23 protein-coding genes, 1 pseudogene and 1 riboswitch are annotated in these 25570 nt (G+C 67.3%); of the genes and pseudogenes, 12 read left to right on the forward strand and 12 right to left on the reverse strand.

Annotated features, from left to right (window positions below; all coding sequences use genetic code 11):
- Positions 1–42: 42 nt before the first annotated feature.
- Positions 43–2709, reverse strand: coding sequence for an FtsK/SpoIIIE family DNA translocase (locus ACYU98_RS09655; protein WP_460467996.1), 2667 nt, complete (start codon positions 2707–2709; stop codon positions 43–45).
- Positions 2710–2832: 123 nt separating this feature from the next.
- A riboswitch (SAM riboswitch) is annotated at positions 2833–2949 on the forward strand.
- 65 nt (positions 2950–3014) lie between these two features.
- Here ACYU98_RS09655 and ACYU98_RS09660 point away from each other — a divergent pair.
- Positions 3015–4409 carry an aminotransferase class V-fold PLP-dependent enzyme gene (locus tag ACYU98_RS09660; protein WP_460467997.1) on the forward strand — a complete coding sequence of 465 codons (1395 nt, stop codon included), beginning with the start codon at positions 3015–3017 and terminating at the stop codon, positions 4407–4409.
- 71 nt (positions 4410–4480) lie between these two features.
- Here the strand turns inward: ACYU98_RS09660 and ACYU98_RS09665 are convergent, their stop codons facing one another.
- Entirely contained in the window at positions 4481–6163 is a 1683-nt protein-coding gene (locus ACYU98_RS09665) for a ribonuclease J (protein ID WP_460467998.1), read from the reverse strand.
- On the reverse strand, positions 6160–7047 hold the full coding sequence (gene dapA / locus ACYU98_RS09670; RefSeq protein WP_460467999.1) for a 4-hydroxy-tetrahydrodipicolinate synthase: 888 nt from the start codon (positions 7045–7047) through the stop codon (positions 6160–6162). The genes ACYU98_RS09665 and dapA overlap by 4 nt, the downstream gene beginning before the upstream one ends.
- Before the next feature lie 91 nt (positions 7048–7138).
- On the opposite strand from dapA, the gene ACYU98_RS09675 reads away from it, so the two are divergent.
- The 3 genes from ACYU98_RS09675 to ACYU98_RS09685 are packed head-to-tail and all read left to right on the forward strand — an operon-like array spanning position 7139 to position 9996.
- Positions 7139–7951, forward strand: a complete 813-nt coding sequence (locus ACYU98_RS09675) for a thymidylate synthase (RefSeq protein WP_460468000.1) — start codon at positions 7139–7141, stop codon at positions 7949–7951.
- Positions 7948–8874 (forward strand): dihydrofolate reductase, encoded by a 927-nt coding sequence (locus ACYU98_RS09680; protein WP_460468001.1) that lies wholly within the window; start codon positions 7948–7950, stop codon positions 8872–8874. Before ACYU98_RS09675 ends, ACYU98_RS09680 begins: the two co-directional genes overlap by 4 nt.
- Positions 8875–8892: 18 nt before the next feature.
- A complete protein-coding gene (locus tag ACYU98_RS09685) occupies positions 8893–9996 on the forward strand; it encodes a phospholipid scramblase-related protein (RefSeq protein WP_460468002.1) in 1104 nt (367 codons plus the stop codon).
- 54 nt (positions 9997–10050) lie between these two features.
- Here ACYU98_RS09685 and paaE read toward each other — a convergent pair whose 3' ends face one another.
- The 5 genes from paaE to paaA are packed head-to-tail and all read right to left on the reverse strand — an operon-like array spanning position 10051 to position 13766.
- Positions 10051–11166 carry a 1,2-phenylacetyl-CoA epoxidase subunit PaaE gene (paaE, locus tag ACYU98_RS09690; protein WP_460468003.1) on the reverse strand — a complete coding sequence of 372 codons (1116 nt, stop codon included), beginning with the start codon at positions 11164–11166 and terminating at the stop codon, positions 10051–10053.
- Positions 11163–11660, reverse strand: a complete 498-nt coding sequence (gene paaD, locus ACYU98_RS09695; protein WP_460468004.1) for a 1,2-phenylacetyl-CoA epoxidase subunit PaaD — start codon at positions 11658–11660, stop codon at positions 11163–11165. The genes paaE and paaD overlap by 4 nt, the downstream gene beginning before the upstream one ends.
- A complete protein-coding gene (paaC, locus tag ACYU98_RS09700) occupies positions 11654–12421 on the reverse strand; it encodes a 1,2-phenylacetyl-CoA epoxidase subunit PaaC (RefSeq protein WP_460468005.1) in 768 nt (255 codons plus the stop codon). Before paaC ends, paaD begins: the two co-directional genes overlap by 7 nt.
- Positions 12418–12735, reverse strand: a complete 318-nt coding sequence (paaB, locus tag ACYU98_RS09705; RefSeq protein ID WP_460468006.1) for a 1,2-phenylacetyl-CoA epoxidase subunit PaaB — start codon at positions 12733–12735, stop codon at positions 12418–12420. Before paaB ends, paaC begins: the two co-directional genes overlap by 4 nt.
- Positions 12732–13766, reverse strand: coding sequence for a 1,2-phenylacetyl-CoA epoxidase subunit PaaA (paaA, locus tag ACYU98_RS09710; RefSeq protein ID WP_460468007.1), 1035 nt, complete (start codon positions 13764–13766; stop codon positions 12732–12734). The genes paaB and paaA overlap by 4 nt, the downstream gene beginning before the upstream one ends.
- A 107-nt stretch (positions 13767–13873) precedes the next feature.
- Here paaA and ACYU98_RS09715 point away from each other — a divergent pair, with 107 nt between their 5' ends.
- The 3 genes from ACYU98_RS09715 to ACYU98_RS09725 are packed head-to-tail and all read left to right on the forward strand — an operon-like array spanning position 13874 to position 15406.
- Positions 13874–14419, forward strand: a complete 546-nt coding sequence (locus ACYU98_RS09715; RefSeq protein ID WP_460468008.1) for a GNAT family N-acetyltransferase — start codon at positions 13874–13876, stop codon at positions 14417–14419.
- A complete protein-coding gene (locus ACYU98_RS09720; protein WP_460468009.1) occupies positions 14409–15092 on the forward strand; it encodes an AzlC family ABC transporter permease in 684 nt (227 codons plus the stop codon). Before ACYU98_RS09715 ends, ACYU98_RS09720 begins: the two co-directional genes overlap by 11 nt.
- Positions 15089–15406, forward strand: coding sequence for an AzlD domain-containing protein (locus tag ACYU98_RS09725; protein ID WP_460468010.1), 318 nt, complete (start codon positions 15089–15091; stop codon positions 15404–15406). The genes ACYU98_RS09720 and ACYU98_RS09725 overlap by 4 nt, the downstream gene beginning before the upstream one ends.
- Positions 15407–15466: 60 nt before the next feature.
- On the opposite strand, the pseudogene ACYU98_RS09730 reads toward ACYU98_RS09725, so the two are convergent.
- Positions 15467–16150, reverse strand: a pseudogene (locus ACYU98_RS09730) (FadR/GntR family transcriptional regulator); the annotation flags it as partial.
- Positions 16151–16297: 147 nt separating this feature from the next.
- Between ACYU98_RS09730 and ACYU98_RS09735 the strand changes: the two are divergent.
- The 5 genes from ACYU98_RS09735 to ACYU98_RS09755 all read left to right on the forward strand — a co-directional run bounded on the left by ACYU98_RS09735 (position 16298) and on the right by ACYU98_RS09755 (position 23158).
- Positions 16298–18058, forward strand: a complete 1761-nt coding sequence (locus ACYU98_RS09735) for an L-lactate permease (RefSeq protein WP_460468011.1) — start codon at positions 16298–16300, stop codon at positions 18056–18058.
- Positions 18055–18801: a (Fe-S)-binding protein gene (locus ACYU98_RS09740; protein WP_460468012.1), complete on the forward strand. Its 747-nt coding sequence runs from the start codon at positions 18055–18057 to the stop codon at positions 18799–18801. The genes ACYU98_RS09735 and ACYU98_RS09740 overlap by 4 nt, the downstream gene beginning before the upstream one ends.
- A complete protein-coding gene (locus ACYU98_RS09745; RefSeq protein WP_460468013.1) occupies positions 18798–20282 on the forward strand; it encodes a LutB/LldF family L-lactate oxidation iron-sulfur protein in 1485 nt (494 codons plus the stop codon). The genes ACYU98_RS09740 and ACYU98_RS09745 overlap by 4 nt, the downstream gene beginning before the upstream one ends.
- Positions 20269–20886: a LutC/YkgG family protein gene (locus tag ACYU98_RS09750; protein WP_460468014.1), complete on the forward strand. Its 618-nt coding sequence runs from the start codon at positions 20269–20271 to the stop codon at positions 20884–20886. Before ACYU98_RS09745 ends, ACYU98_RS09750 begins: the two co-directional genes overlap by 14 nt.
- Positions 20887–20947: 61 nt before the next feature.
- The gene (locus tag ACYU98_RS09755; protein ID WP_460468015.1) at positions 20948–23158 is read left to right on the forward strand and encodes a hypothetical protein; all 2211 of its coding nucleotides are present in this window, start codon (positions 20948–20950) and stop codon (positions 23156–23158) included.
- Here the strand turns inward: ACYU98_RS09755 and ACYU98_RS09760 are convergent.
- From ACYU98_RS09760 to ACYU98_RS09770, 3 genes are all read right to left on the reverse strand, one after another.
- A complete protein-coding gene (locus ACYU98_RS09760) occupies positions 23102–23767 on the reverse strand; it encodes a DedA family protein (protein WP_460468016.1) in 666 nt (221 codons plus the stop codon). The genes ACYU98_RS09755 and ACYU98_RS09760 overlap by 57 nt on opposite strands.
- Positions 23768–23847: 80 nt before the next feature.
- On the reverse strand, positions 23848–24594 hold the full coding sequence (dapB, locus tag ACYU98_RS09765) for a 4-hydroxy-tetrahydrodipicolinate reductase (protein WP_460468017.1): 747 nt from the start codon (positions 24592–24594) through the stop codon (positions 23848–23850).
- A 9-nt stretch (positions 24595–24603) separates the two neighbouring features.
- A complete protein-coding gene (locus ACYU98_RS09770) occupies positions 24604–25563 on the reverse strand; it encodes a methyltransferase domain-containing protein (RefSeq protein WP_460468018.1) in 960 nt (319 codons plus the stop codon).
- Positions 25564–25570 lie beyond the last annotated feature (7 nt).

Raw genomic sequence — 25570 nt, forward strand, 5'->3', positions numbered from 1 at the left:
CCCTTCCGGAGGATCGTCGCCGCCGGCTCGCGCCGACGGGGTTCATTGTCGTCCGTTTTGGGTGAGCTCCCAGGCGTCCTCGCTGGAACCCTCTTCGATCGGCAGATCATCGTCGCCGGGCACTGCGTTCCCCTGCAGTCGGGCGAGCGTGTCGGGCAGATCGTCCGGCTTCACCAAGACGTCACGCGCCTTCGATCCCTCGGACGGGCCGACGATGCCGCGGGACTCCATCAGGTCCATCAAGCGTCCGGCCTTGGCGAAACCGACGCGCAGCTTGCGCTGCAGCATCGAGGTCGACCCGAACTGCGAGGAAATGACCAGTTCCGCAGCCTGCACCAACAGGTCGAGGTCGTCGCCGATGTCGTCGTCTATGTCCTTCTTCGGGGCAGTGACGGCGACGTCGTCGCGGTAGGACGGCTTGAGCTCGGCGCGGACATGTTCGACGACCGCCTTGACCTCTGTCTCGGTGACCCAGGCACCCTGCACACGCATCGGCTTGCTGACACCCATCGGCAGGAAGAGCGCGTCGCCCTGCCCGATGAGCTTCTCGGCGCCTGGCTGGTCGAGGACCACGCGGCTGTCGGCCAGCGACGAGGTCGCGAACGCCATCCGGGACGGCACGTTGGCCTTGATCAGGCCGGTAACGACGTCGACGGAAGGACGCTGGGTGGCCAGCACCAGGTGGATACCGGCGGCTCGCGCGAGCTGGGTGATCCGGACGATCGACTCTTCGACGTCGCGCGGGGCGACCATCATCAGGTCGGCGAGCTCGTCGACGATCACCAGCAAGTAGGGATAGGGCTGCACGACCCGCTCGGATCCTGCCGGCGGCTGCACCTTCCCGGAGCGAACAGCCTTGTTGAAGTCGTCGATGTGCTTGAAGCCGAAGGCCGCGAGGTCGTCGTAGCGGGTGTCCATCTCGCGTACGACCCACTGCAGCGCTTCCGCTGCCTTCTTCGGGTTGGTGATGATCGGCGTGATGAGGTGCGGGATCCCTTCGTACGCCGTCAGTTCGACGCGCTTGGGGTCGACCAGCACCATCCGGACCTCGTCAGGCGTGGACCGCATCATGATCGAGGTGATCATCGAGTTCACGAAGCTGGACTTACCAGCGCCGGTCGCACCGGCGACCAGGAGGTGCGGCATCTTCGCCAGGTTCGCGATGACATAGCCGCCCTCGACGTCCTTGCCGACACCCATGACCATCGGGTGGTCGTTGCCGCGCGCCGCCTGGCTGCGCAACACGTCGCCGAGGCTGACCTTCTCGCGGTCGGTGTTCGGGATCTCGATGCCGATCGCCGACTTGCCCGGGATCGGGCTGAGGATGCGCACGTCTGCCGACGCCACCGCATAAGCGATGTTCTTGGACAGCGCGGTGACCTTCTCGACCTTGGTGCCCGAGCCGAGTTCGACCTCGTAGCGGGTGACGGTCGGGCCCCGGCTGAATCCGGTGACCTGGGCGTCGATGTCGAACTGGTCGAAGACGCCACCGAGGGCCTCAACGACCCGGTCGTTGGCGGCCGAACGCGTTTTGTGCGGCGGTCCCGGCTCCAGCAGATCGCTGGAGGGAAGGGTGTAGGTGACGTCTCCGGCCAGCAGCAACTGCTCCGTACGCTGCGGCAATGGCTGCGTCGGCGGTGCCTCGATCTTGTGGGCCGGAGCGCCCGGCAGCTGTACCGCACCGCGCGGTTTGTCGGTCGCCCTCTGCGCAGCGGGACGGGCGGGCGCCTCAGCCGGCGCCGCGTCGGAACGCTCCGCAGGCTTGTTGGCGCGGCCACCACGAGTCTTGCCCGGGACGACCTCGGCTGCCTGCTCGAAGGCCTCGTCGCCGACCAACTCCGGGGTGTCATCGTCCTTGCGCCTGCGCGACCGGCGCGGCGGACGCCCCGGTCCGTCGATGGCGTCGCCGTGCAGATCCAGCGCGACCGCATCGACCGGGCCGTCGTGGCTGCCCTCCACCAGGCGCCCATAGAACAGGCGGTCGGTGACGGCGCGGATTCGTTCGCCGATGGCGTGGACGGGGGTGGCCGTGATGACCAGCAAGCTGAAAATACCGAGCAACACCAGCAACGGCACCGCGCCCCAGGTGTGGACCGCGGCGACCAACGGACTCGAGGCCAGGAAACCGATCATGCCGCCGGCCTGCTCGATCGCGGCGCGCGGCTGCGGTTCCGGCAGTCCCTTGGCAAGGCTGGTCAGGCCACAGATGCTGAAGGCCAGCAGCGCCAGCCCGATGCTGATGCGATTGGTGGCGTGATGGCCTTGCGGGGTGCGCAGGACGTGGAGGCCCATCCCGAGCAACACGACCGGCAACGCGAGCGCGACCACGCCGAAGGTGCCGGCGGTGATCGTGTGGACGACCCGTCCGAACATGCCCGACAGCCCCCACCATTCGGTGGTGGCGACGATGATCGCGGCGGCGATGAGGGTGAAGCCGATGCCGTCACGGCGCAGCTCCGGCTCGATGTCGTGGGCCGAGGTTCCGACACGCCGCGCGGTGCCACCGGCAACATGCGCCACGCCCATCCAGGTGCCGCGCAGCGCCCGCAGCGGCAACGGCGCGCCGCCACCGCCCCGGGTCGGTTGCTTCCCTCGGGTCGCCGCCGCCTTCGCGGCGCGGGCCGGGGGTCGCGACTTCGCGGCAGCAGGACGGGTCCGCGCGCTACTGGAGCGGGCGGACGTTTTCGAAGCGGTCTGACGGGTGGCCACGGGCGTGAGCCTAACCGTCAGTCACACCTGTCCCACGGATCACACGCCGCAGGGCTCTCACTTCGCGAGACAGGTCGCGCGCCCGGATGACGCCGACCGCCCGAGTCGCTATCGTCGTCGGCAGGTCAAGAGTCTCAGCGAAAAGCCCTGGCTAGCTGAGCGGCAACCCTCCTTCCGCGGTGGGGTGCTCCAGGTGACGACCTGGCCGTTGGACGACCGTCCGAACGGCAAGCGCGGATCGTCGTCTTGACCCCTATGAGGGGCTTGCTCGGCTGATCCATGGATCTGAGCAGGAGTGCTTCGCCATGTCGATCGCGACCACCAACCCCGCTTCCCAACCCGCTTCGAGTGCGCCGTCTCCACGCCGCCTGAAGCTGGTGCCGGAAGGTTTGACCCCGCTCCCGCGCGCCGTGGCCGACGGGCTGCCGCGCACCGTCCACCACGAACTGGGCGTTCCGACCGTCGATGGCAAGGTCCTTGACTTCGCAAACTTTGATCACGGCGCAACCGCCCCCGCTCTCGTCGCCGTCCAGGAGGCGGTCGCGAAGGTCCAGCGGACGTACGGCTCGGTTCATCGCGGCGCTGGCTACACCAGTCGCACCACCACGGCCTGGTTCGAACAGGCTCGCGAAGAGATCGCCCGCTTCGTCGGTGCCCGAGTCGACGACGAGGTCGTCTTCACCCGCAACACCACGGACGCCCTGAAGCTGCTCGCCCACTGCCTCCCCCGGCGTACGCAGGTGTTCGCTTGGGAGTCGGCGCATCACGCCGCGCTGTTGCCCTGGCCGGCCCGCTCCACCACCCGGCTGCCGATCCCGAACTCCGCCGACGACGCCCTCGACCTGCTGCGCGGTGGCCTGGAGCGCAGCACAGCCGACCACCAACTCGTCGTGATCACCGGCGCCTGCAATGTGTCGGGCGAGGTGTGGCCGATCGCCGAATTAACGGCCGTGGCAAAGGAATTCGGGGCCCGAGTCGTGGTCGATGCCGCCCAGCTCGCACCTCACCGTGAAGTCGACATCGAGGGTTGGGGCGTCGACTGGGTCGCATTCTCCGGCCACAAGGCCTACGCGCCTTATGGGACTGGCGCGCTCGTCGGGCGCAGCGACTGGCTCGACGCCGCCTCGCCTTACCTGCCCGGAGGCGGCGCAACCCGCGCGGTCGGTCCGCGGGCGGTCGAGTGGCAGTCCGGCTCGGCACGCCATGAGGGCGGCACCCCGAACGCCGTCGGCGCGATTGCCCTGGCCGCGGCCTGCGCGACGCTGGCCGCCCATCGCGACCGGATCGAACATCACGAGGCGCTGTTGACCCGCCGATTGCGCGCGGGACTGGCCGCGATTCCCGGCGTCGAACTGATCTCGGTTCTCGCCGATGACCGGCCGAACGTCGGGGTCGTGACCTTCACCATCGACGGGATCGACTGCTCACTGGTCTCGCAGGTACTGGCCGACGAACACGCGATCGCGGTTCGCGACGGCCGGTTCTGCGCGCACCTTCTCTGCGATGCCGTGGTGGGCGGGCGAGGATGCGCGGTCCGCGCCTCCATCGGCCTGGCCACCCAGGACCACCACGTCGAGCGACTCATCACCGGCGTACGCCGCCTGGTTGAGCAGGGCCCTCGGTCAAGGTACGTCCACACCGACCTTGGCTGGGAGGCGCAGGACGACCCGCGCACCCTGGAGGAACCGCGCCCCTGGTGACACGCTGAACGACCAATGGCGAACGGCTGGGGTCTCCCCAGCCGTTCGCCATTGAGATTCGGTCGAGCTGCTCAGGCCTCGATCACGATCGGAATGATCATCGGGCGACGGCGCAGCTTGCCACCGACGAAACCACCGACCGTACGGCGAATGACCTGCTGCAACTGGTGGGCGTCGCCGACGCCCTTGGCGCGCGCCTGTTCGAGGGCTTCCTCGATCTTTGGGACGACCTTGTCGAAGACATCGTCATCCTCGGCGAACCCCCGGGTGCGGATGTCGGGGCCCGAAACGATCTTTCCGGTGGCGGCATCGACGATCACGATGATCGTCACGAAGCCCTCGTCGCGCAGGATGCGGCGGTCCTTGAGCATCGTCTCGTCGGTGGTGCCGACCAGCGAGCCGTCGACGTAGACGTAGCCACACGGAACAACCCCGGTGATCGACGCCTGGCCGTCAACCAGGTCGACCACGACGCCATCCTCGGCGAGCAACACGTTGCGCTCGGGAACACCGGTGGCCTCGGCCAGCTTGCCGTTGGCCACGAGGTGTCGCCACTCACCGTGGATCGGCATGACGTTCTTCGGTTTGACGATGTTGTAGCAATAGAGCAGCTCGCCGGCGCTGGCGTGGCCGGAGACGTGAACCATCGCGTTGCCCTTGTGGACCACGTTCGCACCGAGCCGCATCAGGCCGTTGATCACCCGGTAGATGGCGTTCTCGTTGCCCGGAATCAGCGAACTGGCCATCAGGACCGTGTCGCCGGGACCGATATCGATCTGGTGATCCCGATTCGCCATCCGGGACAAAGCGGCCATCGGCTCGCCCTGCGAACCGGTGCAGATCAGCACCACCTCGTTGTCGGGGAAGTTCGGCAGCTTTTTGGCATCGATCAGGATGCCGTCCGGGACGTGCAGGTAGCCCAGCTCGGCCGCGATACCCATGTTGCGGACCATCGAGCGCCCCACCATGGCGACCTTGCGACCGTGTTGTTGGGCCACGTCGAGCACCTGCTGGACGCGGTGGATGTGGGAAGAAAAACAGGCCACGACAATGCGCCGCTCGGCCTTTTCGAAGACCCGCTCAATCGCCGGGGTGATGTTGCGCTCGGAGGTGGTGAATCCCGGCACCTCGGCGTTGGTCGAGTCGGTCAGGAAGAGGTCGACACCCTCCTCGCCGAGGCGGGCGAAGGCCCGCAGGTCGGTGATCCGACCGTCCAGCGGCAGCTGGTCCATCTTGAAGTCGCCGGTGATCAGCAGGGTGCCGCCCGGGGTTCGTACGCCGACTGCCAGCGCATCCGGAATCGAGTGGTTGACCGCCACGAACTCACAATCGAACGGGCCGATCTGTTCGCGACCGCCCTCCTTCACGGCCAGGGTGTACGGGGTGATGCGGTGCTCCTTGAGCTTCGCCTCGATCAGCGCGAGAGTCAGCGTCGACCCGATCAGCGGGATGTCCCGCTTCAAGCGCAGCAGGTAGGGAACCGCACCGATGTGATCCTCGTGACCGTGGGTCAGCACGATCGCCTCGATGTCGTTCAACCGGTTCTTCAGGTAATCGAAGTCCGGAAGAATCAGGTCGACGCCCGGGTGGTCCTCCGGGAACAACACGCCGCAGTCGACGACCAGCAAGCGGCCGCCGTATTCCAAGACGGTCATGTTTCGCCCGACCTCGCCGAGCCCACCGAGAGCGACGATTCGTACGCCGTTCTTCGGTAGCGCCGGCGGAGCGCCGAGTTCGGGATGCGGATGGCTCATGCAAGACCTGCCTTCGTCAGTGCGTTGCGGACGATGCTGCGTTGCTCGTCCGTAGCCGGCAGCAAGGGCAGCCGGCAGAAGTCTGAGGGGATGACGCCCTGGATCGCCAGGGCGGCCTTGGCCATGATCGCGCCCTGGGTGACCCCCATGATCGCGTCCATGACCGGGATAAGACGGGTGTGAATAGCGCGGGCTTCGGCCAGGTCGCCCCGGTCGAACGCGGCAATCATCGCGGCGAACTCGTTGCCCGCGACGTGGCCGGTGACCGCGACATGGCCAACGGCGCCGAGGGCGAGCCACGAGAAGGCCAGGACGTCGTCGCCGGAGAACCAGAGCAGGTCCAGTTCGGCCATCAGCTTGCTGGAGGCGTAGAGATCGGCCTTCGCGTCCTTGACGGCGCGCACCTGCTCGATCTGCGCAAGTAGTTCGATGGTGCTGCTCTCCAACGGGATCGCGCTGCGCCCGGGAATGTCATAGAGCATCACCGGAACATCGGCCGCCTGGGCGATCGCACGTACGTGTTCCACGACGCCCGCCTGCGGCGGTTTGTTGTAGTACGGGGTCACGACCAACGCGTTGTTCGCACCGGCGGCGACCATCGCCTTCGCCGCGCGCACCGAGTGAGCGGTGTCGTTGGTGCCAACCCCAGCGGTGATCGGAACCCGATCGCCGACGGCTGAGACCACGGCCCTCACGGTCTCGACGTTCTCCTCGTCGGTGGTCGTGGCCGACTCACCGGTGGTGCCGTTGATCACCAATCCGTCATGTCCGTTGTCCACGAGGTGACTGGCGAGCGCCTGAACGGCGTCGTAGTCGATCGACCCGTCGGGACGCATCGGCGTCACCATGGCGGTCAGCATCCGGCCGAAAGGGTTGGAGGTCATACACCTCAGGCTATCGGGTGGCCGCGGCCCGCTCCGCGGTTGTCCGCGCGGCCTCCCACCCTGTCGGTAGCCGCTGCTAGCGTCCAGATCCATGCAGCAATATCTCGACCTGCTCGATCGGGTCCTGTCCGAGGGTGCCCGCAAGGACGACCGCACCGGAACCGGCACCCTTTCGGTGTTTGGCCACCAGATGCGCTTTGACCTGCGGGCCGGTTTCCCGGTGCTCACCACCAAGAAGCTTCACCTCCGCTCGATCTTCGGTGAACTCCTGTGGTTCCTGCGCGGCGACACCAACGTGCAGTGGCTGCACGACCGGCGGATCTCGATCTGGGACGAATGGGCCGACGAGAATGGCGACCTCGGCCCGATCTATGGCCATCAGTGGCGTTCCTGGCCGACCCCCGACGGGCGCCACATCGACCAGTTGGCGAAGGTGATCGGCGCCCTCCAGACCAACCCTGACTCGCGACGCCACATCGTCTCGGCATGGAATGTCGCCGATGTCGACGACATGGCTCTGCCGCCGTGTCACACGATGTTCCAGTTCTACGTAGCTCCGGCCGACGAGACCGGGGTGCGCCGCCTGTCCTGCCAGCTCTACCAACGATCGGCCGACGTATTCCTCGGTGTGCCGTTCAACATCGCGTCCTATGCCTTGCTGACCCACATGGTCGCTCAAGTCAGCGGGCTCGCAGTGGGCGATTTCGTCCACACCCTGGGCGACGCTCACCTTTACCGCAATCATCTCGACCAGGCGCGCGAGCAGCTCACCCGCTCGCCCAAGGCGCTGCCGACGCTGCGGCTCAATCCGGCGATCAGCGAGATCGACGGCTTCGACCTGGCCGACATCACGCTCGACGGCTACGTCGCCGACCCTTCGATCAAGGCGCCGATCGCGATATGACGATCAGCCTGATCGCGGCGCGATCTCGCAACGGCGTCATCGGGCGGGAAGGCGGGATGCCGTGGCACCTTCCGGCCGACCTCAAATTCTTCAAGCGCACCACCATGGGCCACCCGATGATCATGGGTCGCAAGACCTACGACTCGGTCGGCGCTCTGCCCGGGCGCCGGTCGATCGTGATCACCCGCCAGCCGCAGTGGTCAGCCGAGGGGGTCGAGGTCGCTTCCAGCCTCGATCACGCGCTGGCTCTGGTCGGTGACGACGACGTGTTCGTGGTGGGCGGGGCCGAGATCTATCAGCAAGCGCTGCGCTTCGCCGATCAGATCCTGCTCACCGAGATCGATCGCGAGGTCGAGGGCGACACCTTCTTCCCCGAACTAGCTCCGCAGGAGTGGCGCGAGTCCAGCCGGGATCCGCGGGACGGCTTCGCCTGGATCACCTATATCCGCGCGGTTCCACGGGCCACGCTGGTGCTCGGCGACCGGGTCGGTCGCGAGGCCCGCCAGAAGATCGGCGCCTCCGTCGCCGTACTGCGCGACGGATTGCTCTTGGTCACCCGGCGCGAGGACAACTCGTTGTGGTGCATGCCCGGCGGCGGCATCGACCCCGGTGAAACCTTTGCCGAGGCAGCGGTCAGGGAGGCCCGCGAAGAGGTCGGGCTTGAGGTCGAGGTCCGCTCGGTGCTGGCGGTCTACACCGACCCCGACGTTGCGGTCCGTGGCCGCGATGGCGTCACCCTCACCCAGACCTATGGCGTCTGCTTTCGGGCAACCGCCGCGACCGGCGAGGCCGGCTTGTCCGACGAGGTGACCGAGGTGCGGTGGGTGTCAGCGCTCGAGGCCGCCACCTTGCCGTTCATCCCGCTGCACCGCAATCTGGTGCGCGCCGCCTTCGAGGAGGACTCCCCCACGCGCTTCGTGTGAGCGTGTCAAAATGGCGCCATGACCGATCAGGGCTGGCAGGACGACCCGAACGACCCGACGAAACTTCGCTACCGCGATGGCTCGGGCTGGACCGACTTCACCAAACCGAAGCCGAGGGATGAGCCGGCCCCGCCCATCGTCCACGGCGGTGGCCCGGTGCGCCTGCCTGGTTCGGCGCCGACGAGTTCGGCTGCGCCACAACCGGACCCGTACGCACAGCAGGCTCGACCGACCCCCGCCGCGGACCCGTACGCACAGCAGGCTCCACCGGCATCGCCGGCCCACGACCCGTACGCACAGCAGGCTCCGCCGGCTCCGCCGGCACCGCCGGCCCACGACCCGTACGCCCAGCAGGCACCGCCACAGGGCCCGCCGCCCGGCCAACCGAACTACCTGCAGAACCCGCAGGAGCGCCCGGGGTTCACCGGCGACGTCCACCGATTCAACGACGGAATCGCTCAAGGCTACGGAGATCAAAGCTTCGGCGGCCAGATGACAGGACCGGCGGGTGGCCGGGCCGCGGCGCCCGGTCGCAGCATGCTGAACGAGAAGACGCTGATCGTCTCCCAGAAGCGCAAGATCATCGAGGTCACCAACGAGTACGCGATTTACGGTGCGGACGGTGCGCAACTCGGAGTCGTCGCCGAGGTCGGTCAGAGTTCGATGCGCAAGGTGTTGCGCGTGATGACGAACTACGACCAGTTCTTGACCCACCGCCTCGAGGTCCGTGACATCACCGGCCAGATCGTGCTTCAGCTGACCCGTCCGGCGAAGGTGATGAAGTCCTCCGTCATCGTTCAGAACGCCCAGGGCCAGGAGATCGGGCGGCTGGTGCAGCGCAATGTGTTCGGCAAGATCCGGTTCGGCATCGAGGCCGATGGCCAGGAGATCGGCTCGCTCAACGCGGAGAACTGGCGCGCTTGGAACTTCTCGATGCGCGACAGCCAGGGCACCGAAGTCGCTCGCGTGACCAAGACCTGGGAAGGCCTGCTGACCGCGATGTTCACCACCGCCGACAACTACGCGGTCAACATCCATTACGACCTGCCCGAGCCGCTGCGCTCCCTCTGCCTCGCGGCCGCACTCACCATAGACACCGCCCTCAAGCAGGACGACCGCTAACAAAAGGAATCTGGTCGCTATAGCGACCAGATTCCTTTACTACGGACGTAGTGGTCAGGCGTCGTAGTCGAGCTCGACCTCATCGGTGACCGGGTGCGACTGGCAGGCCAGCACGATCCCGGCGGCCACCTCATCGGGTTCGAGGGCGTAGTTGCGGTCCATCGTGACTTCGCCGCGTACGACACGGGCGCGGCAGGTGCCGCACACGCCACCGGTGCAGGAGAACGGGGCGTCGGGGCGGGCGCGGAGCGTGGCGTCCAGGATGGTTTCGGCCTTCGAGGGCATCTCGACCCGCGTCGTACGTCCGTCTAGATTGACCGTGACCACCGCCTCCGCAGGGGCGCTGGTGTCGATCTCCACGCGCTTCGCCGGCGTGGTTCCGTCGTCGACGTGGAAGATCTCGTGGTGCACGTGATCGTCACTGACTCCGTTGTCCGCCAACACCTTTCGCGCGGATTCGACCATCTGGAAGGGCCCGCAGAGGTACCACTCGTCGACCGTTGACACCGGCAACACCGAACCGAGCAGCAGCTTGATTTTCTCCGCATCGATGCGCCCGTTGAGCCACTCGACGTCCTGCGGCTCGCGGGACAGAACGTGGAACAGCTGGAACCGGCTGGGATGCGCGTTCTTGAGGTCGGCGAGTTCCTCCAGGAACATGACCGAGTCCGTACGCCGATTGCCGTAGACCAGCGACGCGGTCGCCGCCGGGTCCTCATCCAGCAGCGAGCCGAGGATCGACAGCACCGGGGTGATGCCTGATCCAGCAGCAAACGCGACGTGATGACGATGCGCGACCTGCGACGGCGGTGTCGTGAACGAACCGAGCGGCGTCATCACCTGCACGACATCGCCAGGCTGCACCTGTTCGTTCAACCAGGTCGACATCAGTCCGCCGTCCACCTTGGACGAACCAACCCGGATGGCACCGCGGCGAAGTGCCTCACTCCGGGTGATACAGATGGAATAGGACCGGCGGGCGTCCTGGCCGTCGATCGTCGCGCGCAGCGTGAGGTGTTGGCCGGGGGTGAACGCGAAGTCGGCTGCCAGTTCTGGCGGCACGGCGAAGGTGACTGCCACCGAGGTCGGGGTCAGGCGCTGCACGTCGACGACACGCAGGTCGTGGAACTGCGAGCGGCGACGCGCGGGGGTGGTGAGCTGGACGGTCATAGCGCTTTGAATTCCTCGAACGGTTCTCGGCATTGGGTGCAGCGGCGCAGCGCCTTGCAGGCGGTCGAGCCGAACTGGGACAGGACCTCGGTCTCCGGGCTTCCGCAGACCGGGCAAGAAACCTGACGCATCCTGAGCGTGATCGCGCGCGGGCCGGCGCCACCAGTGGTGCCGGGTGGCGCAATTCCGAACTCCCGCAGGCGTTCTCGTCCAGCCGCTGACATCCAGTCAGTGGTCCAGGCCGGCTCGAGACGGATCGAGACTTCTGGTCGGAACCCCTGGGCGGCGATCGCGACGCGAACGGAGCGTTCCATGGCTTCCATCGCCGGACAGCCGCTGTACGTGGGCGTCATGACCACGCGTACGACGTCGCCGTCGACCTCCAACGACCTGATCACGCCGAGGTCGTCGAGCGTGATCACCGGGATCTCTGGATCGAGGACAGCGCGGATGGCCCGCTCGACATCGACCGACCGGTCGGCGAGCATCACCATCGCGTCGCCGTCGGATGCGACCGGTGAATGTGTTGCATCTCCGCCAGCAGGTAGCCCATGGTTTGCGAGTGGATCCCGTCGCGACCACCGCGTGCGGCGAACGTGGCACTGTCGACGTAGTCCAGACCCGCTTGGTCGGTGACCGAGCGAACATAGGAGCGCACCTCGTCGGCAAGCGTTGAGGGCAGCGTTCCGACCCCGGCCCGCGCAGCCGCCTGAGCGGCGTCGGTGTCCTCGAACAGTTCGGCGATGTAGGGCGACACATCCGCGAGCGCCTGTTGCATGCGCGCGCGGGACTCAGTGGTTCCGTCGCCCAGCCGCAGCACCCACTGGGTCGCGTGGTCCCGGTGGTAGTCGACCTCCTTGACCGCCTTGCGGGCCACCCCGCGAACCGTCTCATCGCTGCTGTCGGCCAGCCGGGCGTAGAGCGCGCACTGATAGCTCGCAAACCACAGCAACCGCGCCATCTCGAAGCCGAAGTCGCCACGCGGCCGCTCGACCAGGTGGACGTTGCGGAACTCGCGCTCGTCGCGCAGGTAGGCCAGAGCGTCCTCGCCACGGCCACTGCCGTCGAGTTCACCGACGCGGGTCAACAATGCGCGCGCCTGACCGAGTAGGTCGAGTGCAACGTTGCCCAGCGCGAGGTCCTCCTCGATCTGGGGCGCGCGCGATACCCACTCGCCGAGGCGCTGGGTATAGATCAGCGCGTCGTCGGCAAGGCCGAGAACGTAGCTCGAGATCAGGTCGGATGCGTCCCTCATAGATATTCGACATCCTTCGGGACGTCGTAGAACGTCGGGTGCCGGTAGACCTTGTCGGCTGCCGGATCGAAGAAGCTGTCGCGCTCGTCCGGGCTGTTCGCCAGGATGTCGGCCGCGGCGACGACCCACACCGAGACACCTTCCTGGCGTCGGGTGTAAAGATCGCGGGCATTGCGCAACGCCATCTGCGCGTCGGGCGCGTGCAGCGATCCGGCGTGTACGTGGGAAAGGCCACGCTTTCCGCGTACGAACACCTCGAACAGCGGCCATTCGCGCTCAGTCGTTGCTGGCTTGATCATTTCGGGCGCATTCATGCGGCGTCTCCTCGCTGACGTTGCTTGTCGGCGTAGGCCAGCGCGGCCTCACGCACCCAGGCGCCCTCTTCGTGGGCGGTCACCCGGTGGTTGATCCGTTCGGTATTGCAGGGGCCGTCACCCTTGAGAACCCGGTAGAACTCCGACCAGTCGATGGGGCCGAAGTCCCAGTGGCCGCGCTCTTCGTTCCAGGCGAGCTCTGGGTCGGGCAGCGTGATGCCAAGCTTTTGCGCCTGCGGAACGGTCATGTCGATGAACCGCTGACGCAGTTCGTCGTTCGCGAACCGCTTGATCCCCCAGGCCATGGATTGCGCGGTGCGGCCGTCGGCGGCGTTCTCCCCCGTGTCCGGCGGACCGAACATCATCAGGGCCGGCCACCACCAGCGGTTGGCGGCGTCCTGCACCAGCGCCTTCTGCTCCGGGGTGCCGGTCGCCATCGTGTACAGAGACTCAAAGCCCTGGCGCTGATGGAACGACTCCTCCTTGCAGACACGAATCATGGCGCGGGCGTAGGGGCCGTACGAACAACGGCAGAGCGGAACCTGGTTCATGATCGCGGCACCGTCGACCAGCCAGCCGATCGCGCCGACGTCGGCCCAGGTCAGCGTCGGGTAGTTGAAGATCGAGGAGTACTTCTGCTTGCCGGAGTGCAGCTTTTCCAGCAGCTCACCGCGATCGACGCCAAGGGTCTCGGCGGCGGAGTAGAGGTAGAGCCCATGGCCGGCCTCGTCTTGCACCTTCGCGATCAGAATCGCCTTGCGCCGCAACGAGGGCGCACGAGTGATCCAGTTGCCCTCGGGCTGCATACCGATGATCTCGGAGTGGGCGTGTTGGGCGATCTGGCGGATCAGCGTCTGCCGGTATCCGTCGGGCATCGCATCGCGCGGCTCAATCCGCCGATCGGCCTCGATCAGGGCGTCGAAATCACCGCCGTCGCCCCGTTCGGTGGCGGTGTGGAGCACGTCGCGCAGTCCGTCGCCCTCTGCCGCATTGAGCGGTTCGTCGGACGCGTCAAAGTCGTTGCCGTACATGTCACCAGTGTGACCGGCATTACACCAATATGCAATTCTGCATTCTTGTGTCACACGCAGAGCCGGGTGGTTCGGCCCACGGGTGTCGCGACTGGTTCAATCAACCGGTGAGTGATGCGAGCGTGCGTACGGCCCGAAGCAGCGACATCGACCCGGTCGGTCGGGTGCAGGCCGCGGTCTGGCGGGATGCGTACGACGGGATCGTCGACCGCAGCGCCCTCGACCAGTTCGAAGCGGCCAATTTCGCCGCCGCTTGGCGGGCCTCGCTGGCGGCTCCCCCGTCACCGATCCACCGGTTGCTGGTGGCCACCGAACTCGAAGACGTCGTCGGCTTCGTCGCGATCGGCCCAGCCGCCGACGGCGAGGGCGAGATTCTGGCGGGTGGTGTCGATCCCGACCATCGCCACCGCGGTCACGGCTCACGACTGCTCAACGCGGCCATCGACACCCTCGCCGTGAACGACATCAACGCCGTACGCACCCTCGTTCTGGAACGCGACACCTTGCTGGTGCGCTTCTTGGCCGAAGCCGGTTTCGGACTCACCGGGGAGTTCGCCGACCGCGTCGTCTCCGCCGATGGAAGCACCGTTCGCGAGATCGAGTTGCTCACTGGCCTCGGCGAAGAGCCCGCACCGCACGAGCATGAGCACTGAGACGCCCACCCACAGATCTGTCGCCCGACAGGGACTCACGGTGGGCTTCGCCACCGGTCTTTACGGCATCAGCTTCGGCGCGCTCGCCGTCGCCGCTGGCTTGAGCCTGGCTCAGGCGGCGATGTTGTCGGCGTTGCTGTTCAGCGGCGGCTCCCAGTTCGCGGCAGTGGGCGTGATCGCCTCGGGCGGCACCGGATTGGCGGCGGTGACCACCAGCTCACTGCTCGGGCTACGCAACGCGTTCTACGGCCTGCAGGTCTCGCGCCTCCTGCAAGAACGCGGACTACGCAGGGTTCTGGCCGCCCATCTGACCATCGACGAGTCGACCGCAGTGACTGTCGCGCAACCCACCCAGTCGCTGTCGCGCACCGGATTCTGGTGGACCGGCATCGCGGTGTTCGCCTTCTGGAACCTGATGACGATCGTCGGAGCCATCGCCGGCAGCGCTCTTGGCGATCCAAAGCAATGGGGCCTCGACGCGGCAGCCAGCGGTGCCTTCATCGCGCTGTTGTGGCCGCGGCTGTCGACCGGCCGTGCCCGGCTCACCGCTGTCGCCGCAGCGGCCGTCGCACTGCTGGTCTCCCCGCACAGTCCGGCCGGAGTGCCGATCCTGATCGCCGCGCTGACCGCTGTTGTCACGGGTTTGATCCCCGAGCGCGAGGCCGCGAGATGAGCCTGTGGACCACGGTCCTCCTGGCCGGCGCGCTCTCGTTCGCGATCAAACTCTGCGGGTATCTGGTGCCGCAACGGCTGCTCGACGGACCGCTGGTGGGCCGGGTGATGACCTACCTGCCGGTCGCGTTACTGGCCGCCCTTGTCGCGGTGCAGACCGGCACCGGCAACCACGGCGCCGTCGAAATTGACGCCCGCGCGGCCGGCCTTGGCGCGGCGATCGTGGCGCTCCTGCTCCGGGCGCCCTTCCTGGTCGTGATCATCGTTGCCGCTGCCACCGCGGCCGCGCTGCGCGCCCTGGGCTGGGCGGCCTAAACGCAAGGTGTTCGTTCGGTCGCGCAGCATCGCGTCGTACGACGACCAGATGTGTTGCTCGACCAGGTCCGCCGCTTGCCCGGCGTCGCCTGCCTCGATGGCCGCCATGATCGCGTGGTGCTCGGCCCGCAGCACCGCTCGCAGCGTGGGCCACTCGGACAGATCGGCGAACGCCCAACCGAGCGGATTGCGCAGGGATTCCCGGATCGCCACCGTCAGGTCGGTCGCGAGGCGATTCCCGGCACCCCGGGCCATCGCCACGTGGAAGTCGGTGTCGTGGGCGTTGAACCGCGCGCGCGAGAGACTGTCGTCGTCCATTGCCTCCAAGGAGGAACGCATCTGCTGCCGCAGTTCATCATCGGCGTCGGTAGCAGCCAGGGCCGCCGACAATCGCTCGAGGACTGCGCGCACCTGGGTGACGTCGTAGGCGGGGAAGTTCGCCAGCGCGACGTGCATTCGCAGCATCCGAGTGAGCGCAACGTGCGGTTCGCCGTCGACGATGGTGCCGCCGGTTTTCCCGGCCCCGACGCTGGAGCGCAATACCCCGTTGGCCTGCAGCGATCGAACCGCCTCGCGTACGGCCGCTCGGCTCACGCGCAATTGGGCGGCGAGGTCACGCTCAGCCGGCAGCGTCGAGCCGCGCACGAGACGCCCATCGAGGATCCGCTCCTCAACCCACGCGACAACGACTTCCCATGCCTTGGCGGGCGGGCCCTGTTCGGTCACGTCGTCCGGTGATGTCACCCGCCGAGCCTAGACCTGGCATCGAACGGATATGGAACGGATATCGAACGGATCACGAGCGCCCGACATGGCCACGAACTCCCAGCAGATCGCCGGATGTGGCTATGGTGTGCATCACAACTTTGGTCAGACCATTGAGAGGTCCGGATGCTCGCCACGTACACCCCACCGCTGTCGCCGGTTGCCGACAGCCTGTGGATCTCCGCGCTCATCGCCAGCCTTCCGCTGCTCACCGTCTTCGTCACCCTCGGCGCTCTGCGCTGGAAGGCCCACTGGGCCGGCCTCTCGGGTGTCGCTGTCGCGATCATCATCGCGGTCGCCGTCTTCAAGATGCCCGCGAAGCTCGCCGTCCTGTCGGCTAGCGAGGGCGCGGTCTTCGGCCTCTTCCCGATCATGTGGATCGTCTTCACCGCGATCGTGCTCTACCAGATCACCGTGGTCAGCGGCCGCTTCGACGACCTGCGCGCCAGCTTCCACCTGGTCTCTGATGACCCGCGTGTGCAAGCGATCATCATCGCGTTCTGCTTCGGCGGCATGCTCGAGGCACTTGCCGGATTCGGCGCCCCGGTGGCTATCACCGGGGTCATGTTGATGGCCGTTGGTTTCTCCCCGCTGCGCGCGGCGGCGGTGGCCCTGCTGGCCAACACCGCGCCGGTCGCCTTCGGCGCCATCGGCACCCCGATCATCACTGCGGGCGCCCTGACCGGCATTCCGTACGGCGAGATCGGCGCCTATGTCGGTCACCAGACTCCGTTCCTTGCCGCGATCGTGCCGCTGCTGCTCGTCGGCCTGGTCGATGGCAAGCGCGGGGTCAAGCAGACCTGGCCGATCGCGATCGTGGTGGGTGTTTCGTTCGGCCTCGCCCAGTGGGTCTCGGCCACCTGGATCTCGGTCGAGCTGACCGACGTCATCTCCTCGCTCGTTGCGCTGGCCGCCGCGGTCATCATGCTGCGCTTCTGGCAACCCGTCGGCCGCGAAGAAGCGCTCGCCGATCTCGCCATCCTGCGCGAGCGCGAACTGGCCTCGGTCGCCGCCGAGAGCGGGACCAAAGGCAGCGGCAAGGGCACGACCGGCTCCGGCGCGAGCAAGGACGGCCACAGTGAACCGTTGGCGGACTCGGCCAGCTCTGACATGGACATCGAGGAACGCGCTCGTTCGTTGACCCCCGCCCGCATCGGGATGGCGCTCCTGCCCTACCTGTTGGTGATCGTGGTGTTCGCCGTCACGAAACTGATCGACCCGATCAAGAACTGGATGGTCGGCACCGATCAGCCGATCAAGTGGCCCGGACTCAACGGCGAGATCGTCAACGCCAAGGGTGTGGCGACCAAGACCACTGTCTATTCGTTCCAGTGGCTCTCCTCCCCCGGAACCATGCTTTTGCTCTGCTCCCTGATCGTCGCGGTGGCCTACAAGGTCTCCTTGCCGAAGTGGGCGGGTGAGGTCAAGGACACCGCGGTCAAACTGCGCTTCGCGTTTCTGACCGTCGCCTCGGTGCTGGCTCTGGCCTACGTGATGAACCTGAGCGGTCAGACGATCACTATCGGCACCTGGATCGCCGGCAGCGGAACCGCGTTTGCTTTCCTGTCGCCGATTCTCGGCTGGCTGGGCACAGCGGTCACCGGATCCGACACCAGCGCCAACGCGTTGTTTGCAACCCTGCAACAGACGGCCGCGCAGAAGTCCGGGATCGATCCCACCCTGCTCGTCGCGGCGAACTCCGCCGGCGGCGTGGTCGGCAAGATGGTCAGCCCGCAGAACCTCACGATTGCGGCAACCTCGGTCGGCTTGCTCGGCAAGGAATCGGAGATCTTCCGCAAGGTCGTTCTGTGGTCGATAGCTCTGCTCGCTGTCATGTGCCTCCTGGTCGGACTTCAGGCCACCGTCCTGAGTTGGATGCTCCCGTGAGCCCGCGCGTGGCCCTCTTCGCCACCTGCTTCAACGACACGATGTGGCCCGATACGCCGAAGGCGACCGTACGACTGCTGCGGCGGCTCGGCGTCGACGTCGAGTTCCCGCAGCAACAGACCTGTTGCGGTCAGATGTTCACCAACACCGGCTACGCCGACGAGGCCATTCCCCTGGTGCGTTCCTTCGTTGATGTTTTCGGTGCCTACGACGCCGTGGTGTCCGTCTCGGGGTCCTGCACCGGTTCGATCCGGGAGCAATACCCCGACCTGGCCAAGCGGTCCGGCGATGCCGGACTGGGCCGCGAGGTCGAACGGGTCGCGCCCAAGGTTTACGAACTCTCGGAGTTCCTGGTCGACGTGCTGAAGGTGACCGACGTGGGGGCCTACTTCCCCCACCGCGTCACCTACCACCCGACTTGTCACTCGCTGCGGATGCTGCATGTCGGCGACCGGCCGCTGCAACTGCTGCGCGCCGTCCGAGGGATCAACCTGGTCGAGTTGCCCGCGGCAACCGAGTGCTGCGGTTTCGGTGGCACCTTCGCGATGAAGAACGCGGACGTGTCGGTGGCCATGGGCAGCGACAAGGTGCGGCACATCCGCGAGACCGACGCCGAGGTTGTCGTCGCTGGTGACAACTCGTGTCTGGCCCACATCGGCGGCCTGCTCGGCCGCCAGCGAGCCGGCGTAAGAACCATGCACCTCGCCGAGATCCTCGCCTCGACCCAGGAGCAGACGGCATGACGACCACCAATCCGCTGGCCCGCACCACACCCACTTTCGTCGGGATGCCGAAGTTCCCGGTGACGGCTCACGACGCGTTGGCGAACACCCAGCAGCGGCGCAACCTGCATCACGCCACCCACACGATTCGCGACAAGCGAGCGGCAGTCGTGGCCGAGGTCACCGAGTGGGAAGCGTTGCGGCGCAACGGCGCCGACATCAAGGACAAGGTGCTCGCGCACCTCGACGATTACCTCGTGCAGTTGGAGAAGTCGCTCACCGACCGCGGCGTCACCGTCCACTGGGCCCGCGACGCGCAGGAGGCCAACGAGATCGTGGTGGGCTTGGTGAAGGCCAAGCAAGTCGATGAGGTCGTGAAGGTCAAGTCGATGGCCACCCAGGAGATCGAGCTCAACGAGGCGTTGGAAGCGGAGGGCATCCACGCTTGGGAAACCGACCTCGCCGAGCTCATCGTGCAGTTGGGCAACGATCGCCCCTCCCACATCCTGGTGCCGGCGATCCACCGCGGCCGGGCAGAGATCCGGGAGATCTTCGCCCGCCAGATGGGCAAGGTCGGTCGACCAGCTCCGCCGGACATGACCGACGAACCCAAGCAGCTCGCCGAGGCGGCGCGCCTGCACCTGCGCGAGAAGTTCCTGCGCGCGAAGGTCGCGATCTCCGGTGCAAACTTCGCCATCGCCGAGACCGGCACTTTGGTGGTGCTGGAATCCGAGGGCAACGGGCGGATGTGCCTCACCCTGCCCGAGACGCTGATCAGTGTTGTCGGCATCGAGAAGGTGCTGCCTACCTGGGACGACCTCGGAACGTTCATGCAGCTGCTCCCCCGGTCCAGCACCGGCGAGCGGATGAACCCGTACACCACGATGTGGAGCGGTCCGAGCGAAGGCGACGGCCCGCAGGATGTCCACGTCGTGTTGGTCGACAACGGCCGCACCCACGTTCTGGCCGACGAGGTCGGCCGTGAGGCGCTGCGCTGCATCCGCTGCTCGGCCTGTCTGAACGTCTGCCCGGTCTACGAGCGGGCCGGTGGCCACGCCTATGGCTCGGTCTACCCCGGCCCGATCGGCGCGATCCTCACCCCGCAATTGCGCGGCACCAGCAGCGACATCGACAAGTCGTTGCCCTATGCCTCCAGCCTGTGCGGCGCCTGCTTCGAGGTCTGCCCCGTTCGGATCGATATCCCGCGCATCCTGGTGCATCTGCGCACCCAGGTCGTTGACGAGCATCGCGGCAAAGGCCCCAGCGCCGAGAGCGCTTCGATGGCGGCGATGGGCTGGCTGTTCGCCGACCACCGCCGGTTGGAACGGGCGCAGAAGCTGAGCGCGTTCAGCGGCAAGCTGCTCGGATCCCGCACCTCACTGGGTGCGTTGCCGGGTCCGGCCGCGTCGTGGAGCGGGGCGCGCGACATCCCGACGCCCCCCAAGGAAACCTTCCGCCAGTGGTGGAACCGCACCGACGGAGGAACCGATGAACGCTCGTGACGAGATCCTGTCGCGCATCCGCTCGGCGCAGGCCGGCGGCGCCGTCGAGGTGAGTCCGGCGCCGGCCAGCGACGTGCTCGACCACCACGCAATGATCGAACTGTTCGTGCAGAACCTGATCGATTACCGCGCCGTGGTCAGCCGGTGCGGTTCGGGCGAGGTCGCCGAGACGGTTGTCCGGGTCTTGGCCGGGCATGGCGCGCGGCGAGTCGTCCCCGCTCCCGGTCTACCCGACGACTGGCGCCCAGCCGGGTTCGAGTTGGTCACCGACGACGCCCTCTCCGCGCGAGACCTGGATGCTGTCGATGCGGTCGTCACCGCCTCAGCCGTCAGCATCGCCCAGACCGGCACCATCGTGCTCGACCACCAACCCGATCAGGGCCGCCGCGCACTGTCGTTGGTCCCCGACGTCCACGTCTGTGTGGTGCGCGCCGAACAGGTCGTGACCTCGGTCCCCGAGGGAATCACCATGCTGCAGGCCTCGGTCCGCGCCGGTCGACCGCTCACCTGGATCAGTGGTCCGAGCGCCACCTCCGACATCGAGCTCGACCGCGTCGAGGGTGTCCACGGGCCGCGCAACCTGGAGGTTGTGCTCGTCGAGTGACCCCAGCTTGCGGTCAACCACCTTCCAGCGGGCACGCGACCGGCACGCCTACGCTGCACCCGTGACGATCCTCAGCCCCGTGACCAAGGCGGCGCGCTGGGTTGTCCCGACATCCGTGGTCGTGGTGGCCATCGTGTTCACCTGTCAGCTACTGGCGGGGTCGAGCGCAATCTCCGTGACCTCGTACGCCCTCTGGTCGGGCGCGTGGTGGTTGCTCGGCTTCGCGATCCTGCGGCGCCGGTCGGCGCAGAATCAGTTCACCCGGCTGACGCTGGGCGCCGCCGTTGGCGTCGTGGGTCAATTGCTGTGGTGGGCGGTCTGCCAAGCGATCGGGCTACCGCCGCTGACCCCACTTGGCGGTCTCGCCGCCGCGCTGGTCGCGGCCTTCCTGCTGCGCCGACCAGCGCAGCCGGCGGCCGCCGGACCACCGCCTTTCGCAGTTCTTTCCTGGGCCGCTGCCACCGCGTGGGCGGCCGCTCGGGCGGTCGCGTTCTTCGCGCGCCAGGCGCCGCCGCCCGGCCCCTCGACGATGTATCAGGACCTCTACTGGCACCTCGGGCTTGCCGGCGAACTGAAGCATTCGCTGCTCCCGCAGACGCCGCAGGCCCAGGTCGGCCAGCTCAACTACCACTGGCTCAGCGACGCCTACATCGCCGTGGGCTCGCTGGGATCCGGCCGGCCCACCGCGGATATCGCGCTGCGACTGTGGGTCGTTCCCATCGTCGCGGTGATCACCGCACTCTGCCTGGTGGTGGGTCACCGGCTGTCCGGGAACTGGCTGACCGGGAGCATCGGGGCCGCACTCCTGGTGTGGCCGGCCGGCCTGACCGTCGTGCCCTGGTTCGGATCGGCACCGGTCGACGGGTTGGGGTGGCTGAGCCCCTCGCAGATCTTCGGGCTGATGTTCACGTTGCTCGCGCTCTTCCTGATCATTCCGTTGCTGCGCGGCGAACGATTGAGCGGTCGGAAGGTCGTGCTGGTGGCCGCCGTCGCCTTCCTTTGCGCCGGCGCAAAGTCGAGCATCTTGCCGGTCCTGGCCGCCGGTGCGCTCTTTGCTGCCGCGGTTTTCGTTCGCCGGAAGGCAGCACGTCGCGGCGCACTTGTCGTCAGCGCTATCAGTGCCCTCGGAATCGTCGTTGCGCTGCCTCTTTTCGCTGGCGGATCCGCGGGATCGAAACTACGTCTGTTCTCCAGCGCACGACACAGTTGGCCGTACGCCTCGTACGTCCATCAAGGGCGCGGTCCCGGCCACGGGCCGCTGCTTCCACCAGGGCTGCTGTCGACGGGCGCGGTCGTGGTGCTGCTCGGGGTGCTCGTTGCGATGCTGTCGACCTACGCGATTGCGGCCCTCTCGTTGCTGCTGGGTCGACGCTGGCTGCGGGACCCGATGCCGGCGTTCCTGGTGGGCTGCATCCTCGCGTCACTCGCGGCATATCAACTCATCGACCACACCGGCGGGTCGCAGGCTTACTTCCCGTTGGGTGCGCAGCCGATGGTCGGGTTGCTTGCCGGATGGGGCATCAGCGTTGCGGCTGGGCGGTCGCCTCACCCGCGGCGTTGGATTGCCGCCGTCGCCGCCGGAGCCGCGACGACCCTGATCTTGCGGTTGGTCCTGGCAAGGCTGCGCCCTCCGGCCGAGTCCCTGCCCTGGTTGACGGCGTCCGCCGTCATCCTGCTGGTCGTCGGCGGCGCCGCGCTGATCCGACCGGCCAAGAAGCATGTGGCGCTGATCGCTGCGCTCCTGGTGGGCGCCTGCCTGGTGAACCCGGCGGCCGAGCAGAATTTCGGTCGTACGCTCGCGACCCCGTTCGCCGCACCCCTGCGCCAGTTCCCCTGGACCGTCCAACCCGCCGAGTCGGCGGCGGCTCACTGGCTCGGCGATCATTCCGGATCTGCGGATCTGGTGGCGACGAATGTGCACTGTCGCAACCTCCGGACGACGCCCGGCTGCCTCGCGAGCGCCTTCTGGGTCAGCGGTTTCAGCGGCCGCCGGATGCTAGTCGAATCGTGGTCCTACACCGATGGTGCGCAGCGGGCGGCCGGCGACCACGGGCTCCCGGCGGTCCGACAGCCGTTCCCCGACGGCGAACTGTTCACCCTGAACGAGCGCGCGTTCTACGCACCGAATCCTCAGGTTCTGGGCGCTCTGCGCGCGCGGGGGGTGCGGTGGATGTTCGCTGACAACAGGGCCGGCGAGGTCTCCGGGACGCTTGCCTCACTGGCCGACGCGGTCCATCGCAGCGGGCCGGTCACCATCTACCGGTTGCGCTGAGACACGCGCCGCCCGACGGCGCTGCCACCACCAGCGCACCAACTCCATCAGCGCCGAGGCCGCAATGGCCATCGCGAGTCCGAGCAGCAAGCCTTTCTCGGGCTGGTTCTGGAAGGCCGCTCCGCCGATGTAACCCATCAGGGTTCCGTGCAGTGCCCAGACGCTGCAGCCGATCAGATCGAACAGGGTGAAGCGACGCCGTGGGAAACGCATCGCCCCGAAGACGATCGTGGTGGCGACCCGACCCCACGGGATGAACCGGCCGATAACCAGCGCCATCCCACCGCGTGATTGCAGCATCCGTTTCGCGGCGCCGAGGGCGCGGCCGCGGCGGGTGTTTGCGGGTATTCGCTCCAACGGCCCGGCAGCTGCGCGGCCGATGAAATAGGCGATGTGGTCGCCGGTCGAGGCGCCCAGGGCTGCGACCAAAACGACCACCGCCAGCATCGGTTTGGCGGTCGAACCGGCGTAGACCCCCGCCATGATCAACGGGGCCTCACTCGGAAAGAGCGGCACGACCGCGTCGATCAACGAGATGAGCGCGATGATCAGATAGACCCACGGCGACGACATGAGGTCGCCGAGCGCGGTCATGATGCCGTCAAACATGGGCCGCCATGGGTGGACGGTAAGACAACCGAACGACCGGCGGTTGAACTTGGGGTGACGACTGGTGTCAGCTCAGGCCGCTACAGGCCGAGGTAGTGCTCCAGACCCACCGTCAGGCCCGGGTGGGCGGCAACCTCACGCACGCCGGTCAACACACCAGGCATGAAGCTGACCCGGTCGAAAGAGTCGTGGCGGATGGTGAGGGCTTCACCGACGGCGCCGAAAGACACTTCCTGATGCGCGACCCGGCCCCGCAGGCGCAGCGCATGAACCCGTACGCCGTCGGTCTCGGCGCCGCGGGCGCCGTCAGGGTCTTCCTGGGTGGCATCGGGCACCGGCCCCATGCCGGCATCCTTGCGGGCCTGCGCGATGACCGCGGCGGTGCGGGCGGCGGTGCCGGAGGGGGCGTCGACCTTGTCGGGGTGATGAGTCTCGACGATCTCGACCGACTCGTAGAAGCGCGCTGCCTGCTGGGCGAACGACATCATCAGCAAGGCCCCAATCGCAAAGTTGGGAGCGATCAACACACCGACCGCGGGGTGGGAATCAAGCTGTGCCCGAAGGTCTTTCAGCTTCTCGTCGGTCCAACCGGTGGTTCCGACCACCGCATGGACTCCGCGGTCGACGCAGTGGGCGACGTTGCCGGCGGTGGCAGCGGGGATGGTGAGATCGATGGCGACCTGGGCCCCGCCCAGATCACCGAGGTCGTCTTCGTGGTCGTAGGAACCAACCAACTCCAGGTCGTCGGCGGCCTCGACCGCCGCCACCGCCGCGGACCCCATCCGTCCGGAGGAACCGATCACTGCCACCTTGATGCGCTCAGTCACGCGACCATCCTAGGAGCGCCGTCCACGCACCCGGGCGAGGGTGAACGCGGTCGGGGTGACGCCGTTGTAGCGCAGCCCGGTCTCCTTGACGACCTTCAACTGGCGGTCCCGGCGTACGCATTCAGCAAACCGGCGCTTGTCGTCGGTGATCAGAACGGCACGCCCGTCGTCGGCCAGGATCCGGCCGAGCTCGGCGACCAACGCCGGATAGAGGCTGTCGTTGGCCTCGTTCGACCCGATGCGCTTGCCGAACGGCACATCGGAGACGACACGATCGACGCTGCCGGTGGCGAGGTCGATGTCGGTGGCATCGCCAACTTCCGCCGATACCCGCGACTGCTGGCCGAACGATTCGATGTTGCGCTGCGCGAGCTGGATCGATTCCGGGTTGAGGTCGACGACGAGGCCCCGCCCGTCGCGGGTCAGCGCGTCGACGATCGGGATGGTGCCCACACCACCGCACACGTCGACCAGGTTCATTCCGTCGCGCAGCTTCGCCAGGCGCAGCGCTCCCGCCGCGACAGCCGGTGGGGTGGTGGCGGGCAGGCGCTGCATGGTTCCGAACCGCGCAGCCCACGACAGAGGTCCGAGTTCGATGCGCTCCGCGCCGGGAACGAGGTTCAGCTGCCAGTTGCCCGGTTCGTTGCGCCAGCCGGTGTTGTCGACGACCCGCTCGATGAGACGGGCGCGCTCGGCCGCATCGCTGGCATGCACCCGGAAGGTGAGCGCAGCGGAGCCGAGGATCTGCGTCAGTAGATCGACTGCCGGCCGCTGCGCCGGATCCCACGGCACCGCGATCCGGTCGACCATCGGATTCGCGCGTACGGCAACGAGATCCGCGCTGTGAGCGGCGAGAAGTCCCTCGCCGGTCACCCGGGTCGCTGCGGCGTACGGCTGCAGGTCGCCGCGCAGCAGCTCCTCGAGGCCGACGGCGCAGGTGAGCAGCAGGTCAGGAAGCGTGGAATCCATAGTGGCG

Source organism: Calidifontibacter terrae (assembly GCF_054778835.1).